The sequence below is a fragment of the Cupriavidus sp. genome (assembly GCF_057315035.1).
The window spans coordinates 36,526-52,325 of sequence record NZ_DBHKYV010000007.1; the positions used below are offsets into that span (position 1 = coordinate 36,526).

At 64.2% G+C, this 15,800-nt stretch carries 11 protein-coding genes; 6 read left to right on the top strand and 5 right to left on the bottom strand.

The annotated features are described in order from the left end of the window. Position 1: 1 nt before the first annotated feature. The 3 genes from cobN to ACO550_RS12365 form a co-directional block, all read right to left on the bottom strand. Complete coding sequence (cobN, locus tag ACO550_RS12355) at positions 2–3,790, bottom strand: cobaltochelatase subunit CobN (RefSeq protein WP_315592070.1); 3,789 nt, start codon at positions 3,788–3,790, stop codon at positions 2–4. A 3-nt stretch (positions 3,791–3,793) separates the two neighbouring features. Next, the gene (cobW, locus tag ACO550_RS12360) at positions 3,794–4,858 is read right to left on the bottom strand and encodes a cobalamin biosynthesis protein CobW (RefSeq protein ID WP_315592069.1); all 1,065 of its coding nucleotides are present in this window, start codon (positions 4,856–4,858) and stop codon (positions 3,794–3,796) included. Between the two features lie 145 nt (positions 4,859–5,003). Beyond that, positions 5,004–8,825 (bottom strand): cobaltochelatase subunit CobN, encoded by a 3,822-nt coding sequence (locus ACO550_RS12365; RefSeq protein ID WP_315592068.1) that lies wholly within the window; start codon positions 8,823–8,825, stop codon positions 5,004–5,006. On the opposite strand from ACO550_RS12365, the gene ACO550_RS12370 reads away from it, so the two are divergent. The 5 genes from ACO550_RS12370 (at position 8,808) to ACO550_RS12390 (ending at position 12,178) form a co-directional block, all read left to right on the top strand. Further along, positions 8,808–9,209: a hypothetical protein gene (locus tag ACO550_RS12370; protein ID WP_315592067.1), complete on the top strand. Its 402-nt coding sequence runs from the start codon at positions 8,808–8,810 to the stop codon at positions 9,207–9,209. The genes ACO550_RS12365 and ACO550_RS12370 overlap by 18 nt on opposite strands. A gap of 167 nt (positions 9,210–9,376) precedes the next feature. Further along, the gene (locus ACO550_RS12375; protein WP_315592066.1) at positions 9,377–9,682 is read left to right on the top strand and encodes a hypothetical protein; all 306 of its coding nucleotides are present in this window, start codon (positions 9,377–9,379) and stop codon (positions 9,680–9,682) included. A gap of 119 nt (positions 9,683–9,801) precedes the next feature. Further along, positions 9,802–10,473 carry a dienelactone hydrolase family protein gene (locus ACO550_RS12380; protein WP_315592065.1) on the top strand — a complete coding sequence of 224 codons (672 nt, stop codon included), beginning with the start codon at positions 9,802–9,804 and terminating at the stop codon, positions 10,471–10,473. Positions 10,474–10,532: 59 nt separating this feature from the next. Then, positions 10,533–10,904, top strand: a complete 372-nt coding sequence (locus ACO550_RS12385) for a hypothetical protein (protein WP_315592064.1) — start codon at positions 10,533–10,535, stop codon at positions 10,902–10,904. A gap of 107 nt (positions 10,905–11,011) precedes the next feature. Then, a complete protein-coding gene (locus ACO550_RS12390) occupies positions 11,012–12,178 on the top strand; it encodes an ATP-binding protein (RefSeq protein ID WP_315592063.1) in 1,167 nt (388 codons plus the stop codon). Positions 12,179–12,180: 2 nt separating this feature from the next. Here the strand turns inward: ACO550_RS12390 and mdtD are convergent, their stop codons facing one another. After that, entirely contained in the window at positions 12,181–13,605 is a 1,425-nt protein-coding gene (gene mdtD, locus ACO550_RS12395) for a multidrug transporter subunit MdtD (RefSeq protein ID WP_315592062.1), read from the bottom strand. Positions 13,606–13,735: 130 nt separating this feature from the next. Between mdtD and ACO550_RS12400 the strand changes: the two genes are divergently transcribed. Next, positions 13,736–14,593 carry a LysR substrate-binding domain-containing protein gene (locus tag ACO550_RS12400; protein ID WP_315592061.1) on the top strand — a complete coding sequence of 286 codons (858 nt, stop codon included), beginning with the start codon at positions 13,736–13,738 and terminating at the stop codon, positions 14,591–14,593. A 24-nt stretch (positions 14,594–14,617) separates the two neighbouring features. Here the strand turns inward: ACO550_RS12400 and ACO550_RS12405 are convergent, their stop codons facing one another. Then, complete coding sequence (locus ACO550_RS12405; protein WP_315592060.1) at positions 14,618–15,739, bottom strand: AGE family epimerase/isomerase; 1,122 nt, start codon at positions 15,737–15,739, stop codon at positions 14,618–14,620. Between the last annotated feature and the right edge of the window lie 61 nt (positions 15,740–15,800).

Genomic DNA, 15,800 nt, shown 5'->3' on the forward strand with positions numbered 1-15,800 from the left:
ATCACATCCCTTCCAGACGCTGTTCGTTGTCGAGCAGATGGTGTTCGATCCGCTCCTTCTGATCTCCGGGCACCTGCCAGAGACCGCGCTCCATGGCTTCGAGCAGCCGCTCGCAGATGCCTTGCAACGCGCGCGGATTATGGCGCGCCAGGAATTCGCGGGTGGCGGCGTCATGCACATAGGCATCCGCAACCAGCGCATACTGGTGGTCGCCGACCACACGCGCGGTGGCATCGTAGCCGAACAGGTAATCGACTGTGGCGGCCATTTCGAACGCGCCCTTGTAGCCGTGCCGCTTCACGCCATCGATCCATTTCGGATTGACCACGCGCGTGCGGATCACCCGCGCAATCTCCTCGTTGAGCGTGCGCACGCGTGGCGCCGCCGGATTGGCATGGTCGCCGTGATAGATCGCCGGCTGCGCGCCGCCAAGGTGGCGTACCGCCGCCACCATGCCGCCCTGGAACTGGTAATAGTCGTTGGCATCGAGGATATCGTGCTCGCGGTTGTCCTGGTTCTGAACCACCACGTCGATATTGGTCAGGCGCGCGGCAAATGTTTCGCGCGCGTCGATGCCGTCGGCATGCTGGCCATATGCATAGCCGCCCGCATGCAGATAGGCATGGGCCAGGTCGCCATCGTCCTGCCAGCGCCGCCCGTCAATCAATGTCTGCAGGCCCGTGCCATAGTCGCCGGGCCGCGCACCGAATACGCGCCAGCTGGCTCGTTCGAGCGCGCTATCGGCGGAAATGCCCTGCACTACCAGCGCTTGCTGTTCGGCCAGCACTCGTGCACGCACCGGGTTGACGTCGGCCGGCTCGTCGAGCGCCGCCACGGCACGGACCGCGGCATCGAACAATGCCACCAGATTGGCAAATGCATCGCGGAAGAAGCCCGAGACGCGCAGCGTGACGTCGACACGCGGGCGGTCGAACACCGACATCGGCAGGATCTCGAAATCAACCACGCGGTGACTACCGTGCGCCCATTTGGGCCGAACGCCCAACAATGCCATGGCCTGTGCGATATCGTCGCCCCCGGTGCGCATGGTCGCGGTACCCCACACCGACAGGCCCACGGCACGCGGATATTCGCCATGCTCCTGCAGGTGCCGTTCGATAAGCTGGTTCGCCGAGCGCAGGCCAAGCGTCCATGCGGTACGCGTGGGCACCGCGCGCGTATCGACCGAATAGAAGTTGCGCCCGGTAGGTAGCACATCGGGACGCCCGCGCGATGGCGCACCGCTGGGACCGGCCGGCACAAAGCGACCCGCGAGCCCGCGTTCAAGCTGCGTCAGCTCTTGCGGGCCGCAGGCATCGAGGCGCGGCGCCACCTGCTCACGGAGCCGGGCAAGCACGGCGCCGGACTGCGACAAAGGCATGTCCGCCGGCATATCGCCGTCGAGCAGCCGCAGCGCCAGCGCTTCGAGCCGCTCGCGCGTGTCGCCATGATGGCGCCACGGCGCATCGTCCAGGCCCGCCAGCACTGCCGGGCGCGGCCCCTCCCATGGCGCGGCCCAGTCCGCATCGAGTGGATCGAAGGCTTCGCCAAGCGCAAGGTCGGCGGCCAGCGCAGCGAGCAGGCTCGCACGGCCATCCAGGCCATCGCCTACCGGGAAGCGCCCAAGCGCGGCCAGCGTGTCGCGACGCTGGCGGTCCTGCGGCGACATGCCGAACACATGCAGTCCGTCGCGAATCTGCGACTCCTTCAATTCGCACAGCCACGCATCGGTGCGATTCAGCAGCGCATCCTCGTCCGCGCCATTGGCTGGTGGCTCAAGACCCAGCTCGCTGTGCAACTGCTGGCTGACGATCGATTGCAGGATCTCGCGGCGTAGCAACTTCGCGCGGCGCGGGTCGACGGTCAGCGCCTCGTAGTACTCGTCGACTTGTCGTTCCAGATCCTGCAACGGGCCGTAGTTCTCGGCACGTGTGAGCGGCGGCATCAGGTGATCGATGATCACGGCCTGCGCGCGACGCTTGGCCTGCGCGCCTTCCCCTGGGTCGTTGACGATGAATGGATAAAGGTGGGGCAGCGGACCCAGGATGGCGTCGGGCCAGCAACTCTGCGACAGCGCCACGCTCTTGCCCGGCAGCCATTCGAGATTGCCATGCTTGCCCACATGCACCACGGCGTCGATGCCGAATACATGGCGCAGCCAGAAATAGAACGCCAGATAGCCATGCGGCGGCACGAGCTCGGCATCGTGGTAGCTCGCGTAGTCGTCCACGCCATAGGCGCGTGCCGGCTGGATGCCCACGAACACATGCTCGCTACGTACGCCGGCAATCATGAAGCGGCCCTCGCGCACCATCGGATCGGATTCGGGTGTACCCCAGCGTCCCGCGATCGCATCCTGGTTGGCTTGCGGCAATTGTGTCAACCATGACTGGTAGTCGGCCACCGATACGCTCTGGAACGCGGGACGCCACGCGTGCTGATCGAGATCGTTGGTGATGCCGCGTGTCAGGCCACGCATCAACGCGTCGCCGTCATCTGGCAGCGGCCCCACTGCATACCCGGCCTCACGCAGCATGTTCAGGATGCGCACCACCGAAGCCGGCGTATCGAGCCCCACGCCATTGCCGATACGGCCTTCGCTGGCGGGATAGTTGGCCAGCACCAGCGCCACGCGTTTGTCGGCAGCCGGAACGGTGCGCAGGCGGCACCAGCGGCGCGCCAGTTCCACCACGAAGCGCACGCGCTCCGCGTCGGGCTGGTATCGAACCACATCGACTTCGGTATGCGGACAGCGATACGCCAGGCCCTTGAAGCTGATGGCACGCGTGATGATGCGGCCGTCGACCTCGGGCATCGCCACGTGCATCGCAACGTCGCGCGTGCCTAGTCCCTGGTTGTCGGCGAGCCAGTCTTCGCGGTTGCCGCCGCTGAGAATCACCTGCAGCACCGGGGCGTCGTTGGCCAGCGGCGCATCGGCTTCGCCCGCATTGTCCAGTGACGCCACCGAGAATGCAGTGGTGTTGAGCACCAGGGCCACCGCGTGATCATCACAGAGCCGCTGCATTACTTCGCGGCAGATCGGCTCCTTGAGCGAACTGACAGCCAATGGCAATGGGCACAGGCCCGCATCGAGCAACGCGTCTGCCACCGCGTCGAAGACATCGGTATTACCGGCCTGCAAGTGCGAACGGTAGAACAGCACCGCCACGACCGGCGCTCCGGCCAGGCCACGTGCGGCCCATTCGCGCTGCCAGTCCTGCACCGTGGCCACGCCGTGGGCGCGGTGATGGAGCGCGGCTTGCGGCAATACCTGCACCGGCAGTGCCACCTCGGCATGACCAAAGGCATGCTGCCCCAGGCAACGGAAAAACTGCTCGGCGTTGCCCGCACCGCCTTCACGCAGATAGCGCCACAGCTGATGCGACAGCCCCGCAGGCGCATTGCCACGCCGCGCAAGGTTGTCGTCCTCGGCGAGGTCCCCCGAGAACATCACCAGCAACTGACCGCGCGCGCGTGCAAGTTCAGGCAAACGTTCGAGCCCATAGGCCCAGTCGCTTTCACCACCCAGGTGGTCCACCACCACCACGCGCGCATGCTGCAGGACTTCTTCGATATACAGGTCGAGCGATGCGGGCTGGCGCAGGTACATCTGATTGGCCAGCCGCACGCGCGGAAAACCGGTGCCGAGCTTCGGTACCGCAGCGGCCAGCAGCGACAGCGTCGTGTCAGCCGCGCTCAGTACGACGATATCGCCCGGTGTCTGCCCAAGGCGCAGAACAACGGCATTGTCTTCGACAAAGCCGCCGGGCCGGGTCGACAGCAGGTGCATCGATCAGCGCGCCAGCGCGGCGTCGAGCGAAGCCTGCAACGTGCCGTGATCGAGGTCCTGGCCGATCAGCACCACGCGCGTACCCTGCGCTTCGCCAGTGCGCCACGCACGATCGAAATAGCTGTCGAAACGCTGGCCCACGCCATGCAGCACCAGCCGCATGGGCTTGCCCGGCAGCGTGGCGAAACCCTTCACACGATAGATCGTGTGGTCGGCCACCAGCTTCTGCAGCGCTGCAACCAGCGAATCGCGCTCGACGGTACCCGCTTCCACCACCACGGAATCGAATTCATCATGATGATGATCTTCATGATCGGGATCATCGGCGTTGCCATGGTGATCCACGCGCAGATGAATGGTCTCCTCGGAGGCACGCTGCAAACCCAGCAGCATGCCAACGTCGAGCTTGCCAGCTTGCGCGGGCACGATCTTGACCTCGGCCGGGATCTCGGGGCGCACCAGCGCCTCCACACTGGCAATCTGCGCGGCATCCATCAGGTCGGTCTTGTTCAGGATCACAAGGTCCGCGCTGGCCAACTGGTCTTCGAACAGCTCATGCAGCGGCGATTCGTGATCGAGATTCGGATCGGCACGCCGTTGCGCATCCACCGCCACCGGATTCGCAGCAAACTGGCCCGCCGCCGCGGCCGGACCGTCGACCACGGTCACCACCGAATCCACCGTGAACGCATTGCGGATGCTGGGCCAATGGAACGCCTGCACCAGTGGCTTGGGCAATGCCAGGCCCGACGTCTCGATCAGCACATGGTCGATCTGGTCACGGCGTTCGAGCAGTTGCTCCATCACCGGGAAAAATTCTTCCTGCACCGTGCAGCACAGGCAGCCGTTGGCCAGCTCATAAAGCTGACCAGTGGGCTCGCCCGTATCGTCGCAGCCAATGCCGCAGCCCTTCAGGATCTCACCGTCGATACCGAGTTCGCCAAACTCATTGACGATCACCGCGATGCGGCGTCCGTTGGCGTTCTCAAGGATATGGCGCAGCAAGGTGGTCTTGCCGCTACCGAGGAAACCCGTGACGATGGTGGCCGGGATCTTGGACGTTTGCATGCGGTTTCAGGCAGGGATTGCGAAGGCGATCAGGATACGGAGATTGGGGATGCCTGTCCATTTGCTCCTGCCATGCCCTCGGTGGCCTCCCCTCTCCCGCACGGCGGGAGAAGGGCGGGGTAGAGGGCCAGCGCGTCAAACTGCCTCAACGCATCGCCCTGCGCCAACCTGCAACAGCGCCAAGACCAACCGCCATCAACGCAAGCATCACCCCCAGCAGCATATGGTTGGCATGGCCGGTTGAATTCACCCGCACGGGCTCGATCCGAGGGTCGAGCCGTTGACCGGTCACATGACTGTTTTCTGCCGGCGAAGGAGCCATGCCCGGAGGCGGCACTGGCACCGGAGTTTTGGCAACCCGTGGCACAGCCCTTACCGCCGGCGCAACCACCGCATCGGCCATCGCCGCGCCCAACGCCTTCATATCGACTTTCGCAGCCCTACCCTCGCGTGCGACATGCGCCATCAGCGTCGGGTTGCCACAGGTATTGGCCGTGCACGACAACCCGTCGCGCCGCACGCTGTCCGCATACCTGCGCAACAGTTCGCGCCGCTCGGCATCGGTAAAGCGATAGCTGCCCTGGCGATCCACTTCCAGCAGGCGCGCCAGGATGCCCTGCTGCGCGTGCGGATTGGCCTCGCGAAAGAAGGCATCCATCCCGAGGCCCAGTTTGTCCGCCACATAGACGTCATAGGTGCGTTGCCAGAACTCGCCAGGCATCTGCTCGGGAATCGTGGCCTGGAAGCCATACAGGTGCTCCACTTCCCGGTACATCTCGCGCGCGCCAGCGTAGCCGGAGTGCTGCATGGCGACGATCCACTTCGGGTTCCACTGGCGTGCGTTGAGCTCGGTTGCCAGCCAGGTCCGTGCATCAACGGTTTGCGTTTCGCCCGCACGGCGCAGGTTGTGCAGCCACAGCGGTGGCGCGATACCGCTGGCCGAACGCGTGGCGGCCGTCAAACCGCCCGCGTACTGGTAGGTATCGTCGTTGTCGAGCGCCCCATACAACGTGCTCGTACGCGAAAACAGCACCGCCTGATTCGACTTCAGATGGCTGGCCAGCGCGCCCGGCGCGGATTCGCCCCAGCCTTCCGCCGAGTACGCGAAATTCATGTAGTGCAGATACTGGCGCGCCAGCGCATCGGGTGGCCCCTGTGCGTCGCGGCTCTGCTCCACCATTTGCTGCACGCCGATCGCATAGTTGCCTGGCTTGGCCGCGAACACCCGCGCCCGTGCCAGCTTGCCAGCCTGCACCGGATCCGCTCCCTGCCGGACCAGTTCTGCGGCGACCTCCTGATCATGGCGGCTAATTGCATTGTTGCCGGCCGCCGCAGCCAATCGCGCGGCCTTGTCGAGCAGCGCAACCTTGTCGCCGAAGCCGTCTCGGTAAATGCCCGAGGTAGTCAACAGCACGTTGACGCGGGGCCGGCCCAGTTCGCCATCGGGAATCAGCCGCACGTCTTCCACAATGCCGCGTGCGTTCCAGACTGGCTCCACGCCCATCAGGTACAACGCTTCGGCCTCCATCGCGCCCTGGTGTCGCTCCGTCTCGCCATACCAGAGCACCATCGACAGCGATTCCGGCCAGCTTCCATGCTGTTGCCTGAAACGCGCCAGAGTCTGGCCAGCCATGGTCTTGCCCAGTTCCCAGGCCGCCCGCGTAGGAATCTTCACGCCATCGAACGCATGCAGATTGCGCCCCGTGGGCAGGCTGTCTGGCACGCGCACCGGATCGCCAAGCGGTCCGGTCGGCAGGTACCGTCCCGCCAGCACCGTTATCAGCCCGTCGAGCTCCGCCTGCGGCGACGCACGCAGGTCGGCCAGCCATTGCCGGCCCTCTGCCATGGCGCGACGTACCGCGTCATCGGCAGTGGCGGGTTCACGTCCGGCCACGAGGTCCCGGGCCCAGCGCTGCAACTGCCCGCCATCTGCCTTGAAATCAGCCTTGATCCGCGTGCCCAGCAGCAATGCCAGCGCTTCGGCCTGGTCAGCGTCCGATGGCATCTGGCCCAGCGCATGGATGCCGAGCGGCATCGGTTCGGCTTCGACCTTATGCAGGAAAGCATGCAGGGTCGGCTCGATGGTGTCCCATGGCGCATCGGCATCGAGGCCCAGTTGCTGGTCGAGCTTCAGCGCCTTCACCTGTTCCAGCGCCTGCTTGCGATATTGGGCTGACAGCTCCGGCGCGGCGTCACGCGTGGCTTCGGCCTGCTCGATGGCCTCGTCGAGCGATGCCAGCACCGGCGGCTGGCCCGCGGTTGCCAGCAATGGCGCAAGATGGCTGACCAGCACCGCGGCGCCGCGGCGCTTGGCCTGGATGGCCTCGCCACCCCCGTCCTGGATATAGACGTAGGCATTCGGCAGATCGCCAAGCAGGACTTCCGAGGCATCGTCACCGGACTGCCCCACCTGCTTGCCGGGCAGCCATTCCAGCGTGCCATGGCGCCCCACATGCACGACTGCATCCGCGCCGAACGTGTGCCGGTACCAGAGATAGGCCGCGATGTACGAATGCGGCGGTGGCGTGAGCGTGTCGTGCGAGACATCCAGCGCGCGAGCAAACGTCGAACGCAATGGCTGCGGGCCGATAAAGACCTTGCCAAATACCAGTCCGGGAATCACGAAGGCCGGCTCGCCCCGGTCATCGCGCGTCAGCATCAACGGATTGCGCTCGGGAGGTCCCCAGGCCTGCAATACCGCTTGCCGGAACCGCAACGGCAATGAATCGAACCAGTGTCGATACTGCGCCATCGGCACCAGCGTGACATGCTTTGCACGCACCATGCGGTCAAGCTCGCCGGGCGACCACGTTTCGATGTTGCGTCCATTGGCTTCGAGCAATGCGGTCAGCGAGGCGGCATCGGGCAGGTCGTGGCCCGTATCGTATCCGGCGGCCTGCAACCGTTGCAGGATCCGCGTCAGTGAAGGCAGCGTGGCTAGATAGCTCGCGCCGATATTGCCGCGACCCGGCGGGTTGTTGTAGTAAAGCACCGCCACATGCTTGCGTGCGGCGGGCGTGTCCTGCAATGCGATCCACCGCTTCACGCGCGCCACAATTGCATCGACCCGCTCGGTCACCGCCGCGCTCGACCTCGCGCCATCGTGTTCCTCTTGCGTTGCGAACAGCATCGGTTCACTGGCACCACTGCGCTCCGGTGCGGTCAGCAACAGTGGCAAACGTTCGCCCGCAATGCCCCGCGCATCGGCTTGCCAGGCCGCCGCGCTATCGCGCGTGGCCACCAGGTTGATCGTGTGCAGCCCATGCCGTGCAAGCCAGTCCTTGTCCTCGGTACGCGTGATCGTCAGGTTCAACGCCAGCAGCGCGCGCAATGGCGTGGTGCCATCGCGTGTCAGCAATGCGTCCAGCCCCGCGACCGGCCAGCCGAACACAGGCACGGCGCCAATACCCTGGCGTTCCAGCGCATCGACCAGCGCATCGATATGGGCCAGGTCACGTTGCCGGTAGCTGGTGGCGTAAAAGGAAATCCCGACCAGTGGCGCATCGCCGCGCACGCGCCCTTGCTGGCGATACCAATCCAGATAGTCCGCCAGCGATGCATAGGGCTGCGGTGCGCGCGGATGATAGATGCCGGCAGCCGGGGCAGGCCGCACCGGGGGCACGGCAATCGGCACCAGGCCGGCGGCACGCTGGTGGGCAGCCACGGCAAAAGCCAGCAGCGCGGCAAGGTTGTCGACGCCACCCGCATCCCAATACTGTTGGGCCACACCATTCAGCGCTGCGTCGGTCCTGATATTCCATGCAGCCTCGGCGGTCTCCACGGGTGCCGCCAGCACCTGCGCGCCACGCGCCTGCGCCTGGCGCACACCGGGGGCCATGGCGCGCAGCACGGCGGCTGGGGCAAACCACGCCTGGACCACGTCGGCGCGCGCAACCGTTGCGGCATCGGGAGTCCGTGTCGTGAATGTGAATTCGGCAATCTCACTGCCATGCGCGACACGAAACATGGCGGCGGCGGCAGGCAGCAGATGTGGTTGCGATGTCACAACCAGCACATGTACCGGTGCAGCGCAGGCAAGGATCGGCAACCATGCCAGGCACAGGCAGGCCAGGTGCAGCAGCTGACGTCGGCACAAGGCAGTCAAGGCGGACACGTCGGAACGGAATGGAAGTACAAATGCAATGTCGAGGCGATGGCCGGAAGCGGCGTCGGCGCAGCATTCTACCTTTCGCTGTGGTTTTTTTACCTACGGCAGATTTTTCCGATGCAACGGCTGTTTGAGCACTCGAACAGCAGCTTTCGCCACAATCGGAAAGTTCGCATGACCGCCGCAGGTAAAAAAGACAAAGCCAGGACATGCCTCGCGGCATTCCTGGCTGATGGGCGCTAAATCTACTCCACCGGATGCGTGACGGCAATCATTCTTGTGGGGGACCCCACATCTGCCATGGTGACCCATCGTGTACCTTGCGCCGAATCGTCTATATTGGACGGCATGGCGCGCACGAACCGTATGAATCACCAGCAGCCGTACGACAGACCCCGGAGGTAACTTCCATGCGCTCGCTTGCTAACTTGTTCAGTCCACCGACGCCCGAGAAGATCGCCGAGAAGGAACTGCAAGACATGAGGCTGACGCTGTTCCAGGCAGAACGTCGCTTGCTTGAAGCACAGATGCAAGTCGATTACTACCGCAACATGATTTCCTTTCTCGAGGAAGTCGGCGCTACTGGCGTGGAAGGCGTGGCCGATCGCCGCTTCGCTACGTCCGCGCAATCGGATACACCGGTGCTGCACGCGCCGCAGCCCGCCCGCACTGCCCCCGGCCTGGCAACGATCCCGATCGTGCCAACTGCCGCCTGACCAAATCTCGGACCGTATCTCGGACCGTATCCGGGCAATCCGGACCGCCGCACAGGCTCTCTAGGTCTCCAGGGCCTGTGCGATACTGGCCGCTTTCCTAGCCCTACCCTGGAACGGCCATGAGCGAACTGCTGCCTGCGATTGAAATCGAAACCGCGCCCAATCCGGCCTGTGCCGTGATCTGGATGCATGGCCTCGGTGCCGACGGCAGCGACTTCGTGCCGGTCGTGCCTGAACTGGGCCTCCCCGATACGCTGGCGGTACGGTTCATCTTTCCCCATGCCCCCGCGATTCCCGTGACCTGCAACGGCGGCTATGTCATGCCGGCGTGGTACGACATCTATTCGCTGGACGAGGCTGGCCGCAAGGCCGACGAAGCGGGTATCCGGCAGTCGCGCGATGCCATCCGGGCGTTGATTGCGCGTGAGAACGCGCGCGGTGTGCCCGCCGAACGCATTGTGCTGGCCGGGTTCTCGCAAGGTGGCGCAATTGCCTACACCACGGCGCTGACCCATCCGGAAACACTCGCCGGCGTGATTGCACTATCCACGTATATCCCCTCGCCCGATCTCATCGCAGCCGAAGTCACGTCGGCCAACAAGTCCACGCCAGTGTTTGCCGCGCATGGCACCGAGGACGATGTGGTGCCGCTGACGCTGGGGACACGTGCACGCGACTACCTCGCGGCACAAGGGCAGCCCGTGACATGGCACACGTACCGGATGCCGCATTCGGTCTGCCTGGAAGAAATCACCGATATCGGGGAATGGCTGCGGGAACGGTTCGCCTGATTTTCCGCTACAGCGATTGCGCTACCATGGCGCGCCCCAAGACCCAAGAACCACCGCACATGATCCCCGCTTCGCCCCCACCACGCATCGACTTCAATACCCGCAAGGCCCTGATGTTTGCACTGACGGCCGAGCGCTTGTCCGCGTTCTACGAGCACGGCCAGTGGATGACCGACGCGCAAGGCGCCACGCTGGCCGGCAACTGGCTGTCGCGCTCGAAACTGCAACTGGCGCTGGCGGAACGACGTCTGCTTTCTGAACTGAGCGACCAGTTGGCGCGGCAACTGGCCGGCACGCTGTCACGCGAAGCGGGCCTCTATGCCTCGCACGAGATGATGGAGGCGCTGGACCCCAACTATCAGTCGGCCTTCGCCCACGACATGCTCGACGAGTGCGAGCGGATGCTGCGGGAAAACGGCGTCACGGACTGATATAAAGCTACTCATAAGTAACTTTATACGGGAGCCGACACTCCAATTATTGACTTTTATCCTCACTCCCATAAATTATCCGGATAGAAATAATTCCGGATAAATCGATGCACTACTTCAGTCGGCCGGCACTTGCCGCGGAACTGGCAACCCAATTACAGGGCAAGGCGGTCTTCGGCGACGGGCACAACGGCCTGTTCCTTGCCGCACCACGTCGCACCGGCAAGTCTATGTTCCTGCAGCACGATCTTCGTCCGGCGCTGCAGGCAGGCAACGTGCTGGTCATCTACGTCGACCTCTGGTCCGACCAGCGGCGCGATCCTGGCGATCTCATCGCAGAAGGTATCTCGGCGGCCTTGAGCGAGAACCTTGGCGTGGTTGCCCGGACGGCCCGGAAAGCACACCTCGAAAGCGTAACGATCGCCGGCGCGCTGAAGGTGGATACATCGAAGATTGGCAAGCCTGACGGGGCCACGTTACCGCAGGCGCTGATGTCGTTGCACCAGACCTCCGGGAAGCCCATTGCCTTGCTGATCGATGAGGCCCAGCACGCACTGACCAGCGAGGCGGGCGAAGCGGCCATGGCGGCGCTCAAGTCGGCACGCGACCAGATGAATACGCCCGAGGCGATAACACTGATGCTGGTCATGTCCGGCTCGGATCGCGACAAGTTACTACGACTGGTCAACTCGACCGGCGCACCCTTCTTTGGTTCGTCGATCCATCAGATGCCGACGCTCGGCAAAAGCTATGTCGATCATGTCGCAGCCGTGATCGAACAACAGCGCGCCGATCTGGCACCGGTCGATCATCTGGCCTTGCTCGAAGCGTTCCAGCTGTTCGGAAACCGGCCGCAGTTCTTTCACGCTGCAATCGGTGAAGCGCTAAATCCGCTGACAACGGGTGACGGCGAACGATTCGAACAACGGGTACTGGCCGCAGCGCGGGAACGCCAGGCACAGGATGCCGCGCAGATGCAATCCGACTTCCTTGGCCTGAGATCGCTGGAACAGGCTGTACTCTGGCGCATGCTTGCCGCGGGGCGCGGCTTCCGGCCGTACGACGCGGAGGCCCTGGCGTTCTATCGCGAACGATGTCCGGGCATGACGGTTTCAGCGCAAAAGGTGCAGGCGGCGTTGGAAGGCCTGCGCGAACGGACACCCGCTCTGGTATGGAAATCGGCGCGCGGAGAGTATTCCGCGCATGATGGGGCCATGCATGCGTGGTACCAGGAACTTACGGCGCAGGGCGCCTGGCCACCGTCGGTTCGGTGATCCTACCGCGCCTGCGCCGCCGACCGCTTCACGCTCTTTGGATTGAGCAGGTCGGCGTCGAGCCGGCGAAACACCAGTGCGGACAGCAGCGTGATGATGCCCACGCTCAGGAATGCCAGGCGATAGGCCGGGGCGGCCACGCCGAGCTTGGCTGAGAACAGGCTGACGAGCCCGCCGCCGATCGTCACGCCCAGGCCGATAGCCAGCATCTGCACCATCGAGAACAGGCTGTTGCCACTGCCGGCATCCTCACGCGTCAAACCCTTGAGCGTGACGCTGTTCATGGCGGCAAACTGCATCGAATTGGCGCAGCCGAAAGCGGCCAGTTGCACGATCGACAATGCCAGCGGCCAGTCCGGCGACATGGCCGCGAACGAAGCAATCGAGGCGCCTACGATCAACGTGTTGACCAGCAGGAACGTGTCATACCCGAACCGGTTCACCAGCGGCACGATCCAGCGCTTCGATATCGTGCCTGCGATGGCTACGGGCAGCAGCATCAGGCCCGAGTGGAACGGCGAGTAACCGAGCTGCAGCTGGAATAGCAACGGCAACAGGAATGGCACTGCGCCGGAGCCAATGCGGCACACCAGATTGCCGATCAGGCCAATGCTGAAATTTGGCTCGCGGAACAGCGCCAGCCGGAACAGTGGCGTGGCATGGCGCCGTGCATGGGGAATATAGAGCAGCGCGCTAACCACGCTGACCGCCACCAGCAATACGCTCCACGGGCTATGCGCGCCATTCTCAAGCGCCAGCGAGAAAGTAACCATGCACAGCGACAGCAGACCGCAGCCGATCCAGTCGAACGGCGGCGCGGCACCCGTTTCGCCCTGCGGCAGATAACGGCGCACCGCGAACAGGCCGACCAGGCCCACCGGCAGGTTGATCAGGAAAATCCAGTGCCATGAAGCGCTTTGCACCAGCCAGCCGCCCAGCACCGGGCCGAAGATCGGGCCGACCTGCCCGGCCACCGATACGAATGCCAGCGCCGCGATGTACTGCTCGCCAGGGATATTGCGCAATACGGCCAGCCGGCCGATCGGCAACAGCATCGATCCACCCACACCTTGCAGCACCCGGGCGATCACCAGTTGCGTAAGCGTATGGGCGGAGGCACAGAAGATTGAACCCAGTACGAAGATCAGGATGGCGCTGAAGTAGACGCGGCGCGTGCTGAACTTGTCGGCCAGCCAGCCCGAAGCCGGTGTCAGCATTGCCATGGTCAGCGTGTACGCCACCACCACCGGCTTCAGATCGAGCGGCTTTTCACCAAGGCTATGCGCCATCGACGGTAACGCGGTATTGACGATCGTGGTGTCCAGCGTCTGCATGAAGAAGCCGGTGAAGACGATCCACAGCATGGCCTTCTGGGAGAAGGCCTGGGCCTGGGCCTGGCTGGCGGCGGGGGCTGAAGCGTTATGCATTGGGGAATTCTGGGGGCATTGCTGTCCGGGAAATCCCGAACGTCAGACTGGATGTTACTTACCGCCAAGCCCATCGGGAACCCCTCTGCATTGATTGACTGTCATCGGAGAATCCGATGACAATGCGCGGATGCTCAATCCCGTCTGGATCCAGACCTTCGCAACCGTTGCCACGGCACACAGCTTTACCGATGCCGGCCGTCAGCTTGGCCTGTCGCAGTCGACGGTCAGCGACCATATCCGCCGCCTCGAACAAAGCGTGAGCCGGCGGCTGTTTGTGCGCGACACGCATTCGCTCGCTCTGACTCCCGATGGCGAGGCGCTGCTGGTACATGCGCGGCTGATCCTGGAATCGTTGGCGCGGGCCGAATCGCAGTTCAGTGCTCCGCGGCTGCAGGGCCGTGTACGGCTGGGCACCTCCGAGGACCTCGCGCAAGGGCCGCTCCCCAATGTGCTGGCGGCATTCCGTGCCACGCACCCCGATGTCGAGCTCGAAATCACGATCGGCATGACCAGCAAGCTCTATGAGTGGATCGAAGCTGGCACGCTGGACCTGATTGTCGGCAAACGCAGGGAGGGCGAACGGCGAGGTGTACCGCTGTTTCGCGGGCAACTGGAATGGCTGGCGCGCCCTGGCACCGTGGTCGATGTCGGGCAGCCGCTGCCGTTGATCCTCGTCAACGAGCCCAGCGTTACACGTTCGGTGGTACTGGATGCACTGGCCACGTCGGGCTGGCGCTGGCGTATCGTCTGTACGAGCAGCAGCCATTCGGGATGCATCGCGGCAGCGCGCGGCGGGCTCGGCGTAACGGTACGTGCGCAGAACCTGACCGGCGGCGGCCTGGTGCCACCGGTCAATTTCGACGCACTTCCCGCCTTGCCCGAGGTGGAATTCATCACACTGGCCGCGCGGCGGCTGACCCGCCCCGCCGAAACCCTGCTCCAGTTGATCCGCAAAAGCGATCTGCGTGCCGCGCGGGTCGACTAAGACCTGTCTTGTGCCGGGTGTGGCTCAGTGGGCTGGCAACAGTTGCTGCAATGCCTGCCACGCAGTCAGCAAATGATAGGGCGTGGTCGACGGCATCTCCGCACGCACCACGTCGCCATTGGGCATTACGCTCTCGCGCCAGCCGTTGGCATGGAGAAACCGCGCGCGGAAGCAGTCGACCCAGGTTTCGAGTTCAGCCAGCGGCGCGGCGTCGCCGGTCCGAAGCGCCTTGATCACGAGGGCCCGCGCAAATTCGGTCTGCGCCCAGATCCGTTCGATGGAATCTTGCACGGTTCCCTGACCGTCGAGCGCGGCGCACACCCCGAGCGTATCCGCCGCAACGCCGTGGCGCCGCGCAAAATCAAATGCACGAGGCAGCGAAGTCGCAAGCGGACTGCCCTCGAATAGCCTAGGTGTCGTCATCACCAGCGAATACCACTCGAACTGGTGTCCGGGCTCGATCCGGTTGCCCGCCGTGCCTTGCGGCAACTCTGCCACACAGCCGTCAGCGGGATCGACGAACCGCGCATGCACCGCATCGGCCAGCGCACGCAGACGATCCGCAAACCATGGGTCGCCCGTGACTTCGTACGCCGCCAGATAGGCTTCCGTGAGATGCATGATGGGGTTCTGCAGCACACTGCCGTCGCCCTGACCGAAGTTCGCAGTCAATGCCGCGTAATAGAGGCCATTGCCATCGGCAAAGCGTTGTTCGATCAGCTCTACGGTGCGGCGCATGGTCTCAAGCACGCTCGCATCCCGGGTTGCGCGGTAAGCGTGGGCGGTGGCAAATACCACGAATGCGTGGGTATAGAGATCGCGCGTACTGTCGAGCGGAGCGCCCTGCGGATCGACACTGTAGATCCAGCCACCAGCGTCGTCACCAAAATGGCGCACCAGTGACTGGAACAGCGTACCTGCATGCGGAAGATTGCCAGCCGTGGCAAAAACATAGAGCTGCCGGGCACAGGCCATGGCCCGATAGCGCTTGTCGTTCAGCGGCTGGCCCGTGGCGCCGTCCAGTGCCTCATGCGCGAGCAGCAACACCGGATTCCATCCGGGTCCGGTCCAGGCAGGCAGGACGGCTGCGTCGAAATGCGCCAGAAGCGCGGAAATCCGTTCGATAAGGGTTGGCGGAACTAGCATGTCGAGGTGCCGGGATGGCCGGAAGAGTCGCCAAGGCGACCCCGTAAAACCGAAGGCAGAC